Source organism: Terasakiella sp. (assembly GCF_048267425.1).
Taxonomy (GTDB): Bacteria; Pseudomonadota; Alphaproteobacteria; order Rhodospirillales; family Terasakiellaceae; genus Terasakiella.
On record NZ_JBLWXN010000007.1, the window covers coordinates 220,923 to 227,501 of the forward strand.

Here is a 6,579-nt window from a genome sequence, read left to right on the forward strand (position 1 = left end):
GAGCGGGGAGGTGGCGTCTTTGTCTGAAAGAATATTTCAGAACGGGCGGGGACTTCCGCTAGACATGAACCAAAAGGCAAGGTAAAACCTACCTTCTTGACGTGATAAACAAACGAAGTGAAGCCCATGCAAAGCGCGAATGATATTCGTAAAACGTTTTTGGAATATTTTGGTAAGAATGGCCACGAGATTGTGGACTCTTCTCCGTTGGTTCCGCGAAACGACCCCACACTGATGTTTACAAATGCGGGGATGGTTCAGTTTAAAAACGTATTTACAGGTCTGGAACATCGTGATTACAGCCGTGCGACCACATCGCAAAAATGTGTGCGCGCCGGCGGGAAACATAACGATCTTGAAAACGTTGGTTTTACAGCACGTCACCATACGTTCTTTGAAATGTTGGGAAATTTCTCATTCGGTGACTATTTCAAGGATATGGCGATTGAGCTTGCGTGGAATTTGATCACCAAGGAATTCGGCCTGCCCAAAGATAAATTGCTGGTCACTGTCTACCATGAAGATGACGAGGCATTTGATCTTTGGAAAAAAATTGCGGGCTTGCCGGACGAAAAAATCATTCGTATTCCGACCTCGGATAATTTCTGGGCAATGGGGGATACAGGACCGTGTGGCCCCTGTTCCGAGATTTTTTATGATCATGGCGACCATATCTGGGGCGGGCCTCCGGGTTCAGCAGAAGAAGACGGCGATCGTTTTATTGAGATCTGGAACTTGGTCTTCATGCAATATGAACAGACCCTTGAAGATCGACTTGAACTGCCCAAACCGTCCATTGATACCGGCATGGGATTGGAACGGATTGCCGCTGTTTTACAAGGCACACATGATAACTATAACGTGGATTTGCTGCGTAAGTTGATCGAGGCCTCCGCAGATAAAACGTCAACAGACCCGGATGGTGATTTCAATACATCGCACCGGGTCATCGCGGACCATTTACGGTCTTGTTCCTTCTTATTAGCCGACGGTGTTCTGCCGTCCAACGAAGGTCGCGGATATGTTCTGCGTCGAATTATGCGCCGCGCGATGCGTCACGCCCATATTATCGGGGCGAAAGATCCGTTGATGCATAAACTGGTTCCGACCTTAACCGGATTGATGGGGCAAGCTTTCCCTGAACTGCTTCGTGCAGAAGCTTTGATTACGGAAACGCTGGAACTGGAAGAAGCGCGCTTCAAAAAATTGCTCGACCGGGGCTTGTCTTTGCTGGATGCGGAAACCGAAACCCTGTCAGAAGGGGATGAACTGGCTGGTGATGTGGCCTTCAAACTTTATGACACATACGGTTTCCCGGTTGATTTGACGCAAGATGCCTTGAAACCCAAAGGAATTCATGTGGATATGGATGGTTTTGATGCCGCCATGTCCAAACAACGTGAAGAAGCGCGCAAAAACTGGGCGGGTTCTGGTGAAGCCGCGGATGAAAGTGTCTGGTTTGATGTTCGTGACAAGGTCGGGGCGACAGATTTCCTGGGTTATGAAACCGAAGAGGCAGAAGGTCAGATCGTTGCGATCATTCAAGATGGGCAAATGGTCAAACGGGCGGAACCCGGTAGCGAGGTTGCCATCGTTTTAAACCAAACTCCGTTTTATGGGGAATCTGGTGGTCAGGTGGGTGATAGCGGCCTGTTACGTGTCGGAGATACAGCAACGATTGAAGTACGTGATACCGCCAAAAAATTGGGCGATTTACATATTCATCTGGGCAAGGTCAAGGGCTGTTCCATTACGCTTGGTGAAGATGTTCATGCGACTGTCGATCCGGTTCGACGCGGTGCTGTACGATCAAACCATTCCGCCACTCACCTTTTGCACAAAGCTTTGCAGGAACGTCTAGGCGAGCATGTGACGCAAAAAGGGTCTTTGGTGGCCGAAGAACGCTTGCGTTTTGATATCGCGCACCCCAAAGGATTAAGCGCTGCGGAAATGGCGGATGTCGAAGCACGTGTGAATGAACAAATTCGCGTGAACACCGAAGTTGTGACCCGTTTGATGACGCCGGATGAAGCCATTGAACAAGGTGCAATGGCGCTGTTTGGCGAAAAGTATGGTGACGAGGTCCGCGTTGTGACGATGGGGACTGACAAGAATAAAAACTTCTCTGTGGAATTATGTGGCGGAACGCATGTTAAGCGCACGGGTGACATCGGCTTGTTTAAAGTCGTGAGCGAAGGGGCCGTTGCCGCAGGGGTTCGCCGGATCGAGGCCTTGACCGGATCTGCTGCTATTGCCTATCTGGCGGAACAGGAAGACCGTTTAAATCAAGCGGCGGCCATGTTGAAAGCCACACCGGCAAATGTGCCTGGGCGTGTGGAAGCTTTGCTGGAAGAACGCAAAAAAATGGAACGTGAAATTTCCGATTTGCGTAAAAAACTGGCCACAGGTGGCACAAGCGGTGGTGCAGCGGATATCAAAGACGTAAATGGCGTAAAATATCTGGGGAAGATTCTTGAAGATATCCCGGGTAAAGAGCTGAAATCGATGGTTGATGAAATGAAAAACCAAGTCGGTTCCGGTGTCTGTGTGGCTATTGCGATTAATGACGGTAAAGCTTCCATTGTTGTTGGTGTAACCGATGACGTGAAAGACACGCACAGTGCCGTTGATCTGGTGCGTATCGGATCGGAAGCGTTAGGCGGCAAAGGCGGCGGCGGGCGTGCGGATATGGCACAAGCCGGTGGCCCGGATGGCACAAAAGCAAATGTTGCATTGGCTGCGATTGAAGCGGCACTCGCCGGTTAGAGTGAGTTTATTGTAAAAGAGGCGTAACGATGGAACTGATCCTTCTCGGTCTAATAGTCTGGAGCGGTGTTCATTTCGTTCCTGTCGTTGCGCCTGATTTTCGTCAAAGCTTGATTGAGAAAGTCGGTGCGCTGCCTTATCGCGGGCTGTTTGCATTTGTAATTTTGGCAAGTGTCGCCCTGATGGTGGTCGGCTGGCGCTCAATTGAAAGCGTGACGGTTTTATACGATATTTACGACATCGTCGTGGCACCGTGTTTGCTGCTGATTCTGGCAGGGTTTGTCCTGATGGCGGCATCAAAATTGAAATCCAATTTTTCACGTACAGTTCGCCATCCGCAATTGACGGGGTTTAGCCTGTGGGCAGTCGCGCATACCTTGATGAATGGGGATTTACGCGCGGTTGTCTTGTTTGGCGGCTTGGCATTATGGGCCATCGCAACAATCGTTTTAACCAACCGGCGTGACGGTGCGTTTCAGGTACCGGATAAGCAGTTACCCCACAAGGGCGTCATTGTTTTTGCCGTTGGTGTCTGTGTGTTTATAGCAGCTGTACTGGGACATGAATATCTGTCCGGTGTGGACTTAACCGTTAAGCGCTAATCGGTTTTAAAATATTGCCCGGGTGTGACGCCGAGTGCCTTTTTAAACATGGCACTAAAGGCGCTTTGTGATGAATAGCCTAAATCCTGCGCGATATGGGCGATGGGCTGTTGATCGGCCAGCCGACTGAGGGCTTCTAACAAGCGTGCCTGTTGGCGCCATTGACCAAAGGTCATCTCCGTTTGCTTTTTAAAATTGCGTGCCAAGGTGCGTGACGTGGTCCCCAATTCTTGCGCCCAATCTTCCAGTGTTTTTTCATCATCTGGATTTTCTTTTAAAAAGTCTGCGATGGTTTTTATCATCCCTTGATCCGGGACTGGTAATTGCAACGGGGTAGACGGGGTTGCTTTCAGGCAATCTAACAACACGCGCATTAAACGCCCTTCCGGTCCATCGGTGTCGTATAGGGGAGGGAAACGAACGGCTTCAGCAATAATTTCGCGCAAAAGCGGGCTGATGTGCATGACCTGACAATGCTTAGGTAAGCCTTGCATGACAGTGGGGGAAATGTAGACATTGCGCAGACGAACTTTATGGATAACCTTAATCGCATGCTCCACATTTGGTGGAATCCAGACCGCGCGTTGTGGGGGAATGACCCAGATATGTCCTTGTGCCATAACCTGCATGACCCCGTGTGAGGCATAAAGAAGTTGTCCCCAGATGTGCTGATGGGGATGGATCTCATGGTCCGGGAGCCTTAGAACTTCCTTTAAATTGATGTCACGGGGGAGTTTATCAAAATCATCAATTTCCACACCATCATGTGTGAGGAAGGGGCGAAGACCAAAAACAGGTGTCTTTTTTGCGATGTTTTTTGTCATAAACCACTATATACGACATTTTTGTTTCATTATAAAGTATGAAAGTTGATAATGAATAGAGAATAAGGTCATTGTAATGTCTTCCCCTCAAACATGGAAAAAACCGGAAAACCTGCTTTACGTTATGGCGATTGCAATGGCATTGGCTTTTGGTGTTTGGCAGGCTTTGTTGAATAACTTTGTCATTGAACGCGCGAATTTCAGCGGTGTCGAAATTGGCATTCTCCAATCGTTGCGCGAAATTCCGGGCTTTCTGGCTTTTACGGCTGTGTTTTTGTTATTGATGATGCGCGAACAGACGTTGGGGCTGGTTTCCCTCGTCTTTCTTGGAATCGGGACGGCGATTACAGGATTTTTCCCATCTGAAATCGGGCTTTATGCCACAACGGTTTTGATGTCGATCGGGTTTCATTATTATGAAACGGTCAATCAGTCACTGTCTTTGCAATGGTTTGATAAAAAAACAGCCGCACACAAGATGGGTAAAGTGATTGCGATGCGTTCTTTTGCCTCGTTGATCGCGTTCGCTTTGGTCTGGGTTATGTTGGACATGCTGAAAGTTGACATGGAAGTGGTCTATGTGCTGGGCGGCGGGGCTTGTGTGATTTTGGCTCTGTTCTGCTGGTGGGCTTTTCCGCGTTTTAATCAGGGGGTGGAACAACACAAGAAGATTATTTTACGCAAACGTTATTGGCTGTTTTATGCCCTGACGTTTATGAGCGGGGCACGCCGTCAAATCTTTGTTGTCTTTGCGGGCTTTTTAATGGTGGAAAAGTTTGGATTTGATGCGGCCGCCATTTCCATTTTGTTTTTGATCAATGGGGCGATGAATATGTTTTTTGCCCCGCGCATTGGCAAATTGATTGGGCGATTGGGTGAAAAAAGCTCGTTAGGTTTGGAATATATCGGTCTGATTTTGGTTTTTGTCGGTTATGCCTTTGTTGAAAGCCCGTGGGTTGCTGTGGTGCTGTATGTGGTGGATCATTTGCTGTTTTCGATGGCGATTGCGATCAAAACCTATTTCCAGAAAATTGCTGATCCGAAAGATATTGCCCCGACGGCAGGGGTGTCCTTTACCATTAACCATATTGCAGCCGTGGTTTTGCCGGCGCTTTATGGTTTGTTATGGATAGCCTCGCCGGCAGCAGTCTTTTTAACCGGGGCGGGGTTGGCGGTTCTGTCATTGATGCTATCTCGCCTCATTCCAGATAATCCAGAACCCGGTCTGGAGGTTGTCTGGACACGCTCCACTCCAATCGAGGAACCCGCAGAGTAAATGCTTATGGGCGTATTTTCTGGATGATAAATATAAAGGGCCGTAAACCAATTATGAGTTTACGGCCCTTTATATTTGATGAGGTTATCTGCTGGTAGAAGCTTTATTCTTAAGCCGCACGTGCGCCAGACAATGCTGTTTTGGAAACAGGCAGAATGTCGGCGCGTGTCAGGCCGATATCCATCAGTTCACGTTCGCTCAATTTTTTCAGTGCATTGTATGTGCGAACAGAAGAAACAACATTTGCTGTTTTGGCAATGATGAAGTTTTCGAATTTGTCCAACGCACCACCGGTCAGATCAACATGGTGGCTGGCGTAAGAAGTAATCGGGTAAGGTAAGGACATGGTGTTTGTCTCTCTAAGGGGTTGTGTGATATTTGCGCCCTCTTTACGCCTGCTTGATGTGGACAACAATTATTGTTTTTGCAGGTGTGATTTACAGAAAATGCATAGCTCATAATCTTTCTAAACTATATGCCGGGACGTAAGAAAGGGAGGCAAATGCCTCCCTTTTTGTTCATGTTGATGATGTGGTTTTAGGTTTATTCTGCGGCATCGATCTTTTTATAAATCTCGCCACCTTCTTTTTTGAACTTCTCCGACATTTCGGCCATGCCTTTTTGCGCCTCTGCTTTCACTTCATGGCTGATGCGCATGGAGCAGAATTTCGGCCCGCACATGGAGCAGAAATGCGCGATTTTCGCGCCTTCCGCCGGCAAGGTTTCGTCGTGGAATTCCAGTGATTTTTCCGAATCAAGCGCCAAATGGAACTGATCGCGCCAACGGAACTCAAAACGCGCCTTGCTCATCGCGTCATCACGCAGACGCGCACCGGGATGTCCTTTGGCCAGATCGGCAGAATGGGCGGCAACCTTATAGGCCATCACACCTTCTTTCACATCGTCCCGGTTGGGCAGGCCCAAATGTTCTTTCGGGGTGACGTAACATAACATCGCACAACCATACCAGCCGATCATTGCCGCGCCGATGGCCGATGCCAGATGATCATGACCCGCTGCAATATCGGTGACAAGGGGGCCTAGTGTATAGAACGGCGCCTCGTCACAGACTTCGAGTTGCAGGTCCATATTTTCCTTGATCTTGTGCATG

6 protein-coding genes are annotated in these 6,579 nt (G+C 48.6%); 3 read left to right on the forward strand and 3 right to left on the reverse strand.

The window, feature by feature from the left end; all coding sequences use genetic code 11:
* Positions 1–126 precede the first annotated feature (126 nt).
* On the forward strand, positions 127–2,766 hold the full coding sequence (gene alaS, locus ACN0VA_RS12720) for an alanine--tRNA ligase (protein WP_417821518.1): 2,640 nt from the start codon (positions 127–129) through the stop codon (positions 2,764–2,766).
* A 29-nt stretch (positions 2,767–2,795) separates the two neighbouring features.
* The gene (locus ACN0VA_RS12725) at positions 2,796–3,368 is read left to right on the forward strand and encodes an NnrU family protein (protein ID WP_417821519.1); all 573 of its coding nucleotides are present in this window, start codon (positions 2,796–2,798) and stop codon (positions 3,366–3,368) included.
* On the opposite strand, the gene ACN0VA_RS12730 is transcribed toward ACN0VA_RS12725, so the two are convergent.
* Positions 3,365–4,192 carry an AraC family transcriptional regulator gene (locus ACN0VA_RS12730; RefSeq protein ID WP_417821520.1) on the reverse strand — a complete coding sequence of 276 codons (828 nt, stop codon included), beginning with the start codon at positions 4,190–4,192 and terminating at the stop codon, positions 3,365–3,367. The two genes, ACN0VA_RS12725 and ACN0VA_RS12730, sit on opposite strands and share 4 nt — an antisense overlap.
* A 76-nt stretch (positions 4,193–4,268) precedes the next feature.
* Here ACN0VA_RS12730 and ACN0VA_RS12735 point away from each other — a divergent pair, with 76 nt between their 5' ends.
* The gene (locus ACN0VA_RS12735) at positions 4,269–5,468 is read left to right on the forward strand and encodes an MFS transporter (RefSeq protein WP_417821522.1); all 1,200 of its coding nucleotides are present in this window, start codon (positions 4,269–4,271) and stop codon (positions 5,466–5,468) included.
* A gap of 109 nt (positions 5,469–5,577) precedes the next feature.
* Here ACN0VA_RS12735 and ACN0VA_RS12740 read toward each other — a convergent pair whose 3' ends face one another.
* Positions 5,578–5,814, reverse strand: a complete 237-nt coding sequence (locus tag ACN0VA_RS12740) for a DUF1127 domain-containing protein (RefSeq protein WP_417821523.1) — start codon at positions 5,812–5,814, stop codon at positions 5,578–5,580.
* A 197-nt stretch (positions 5,815–6,011) separates the two neighbouring features.
* Positions 6,012–6,579, reverse strand: a 568-nt coding sequence (locus tag ACN0VA_RS12745; RefSeq protein ID WP_417821524.1) for a phosphomethylpyrimidine synthase ThiC, incomplete at its 5' end; no start/stop codon positions are given.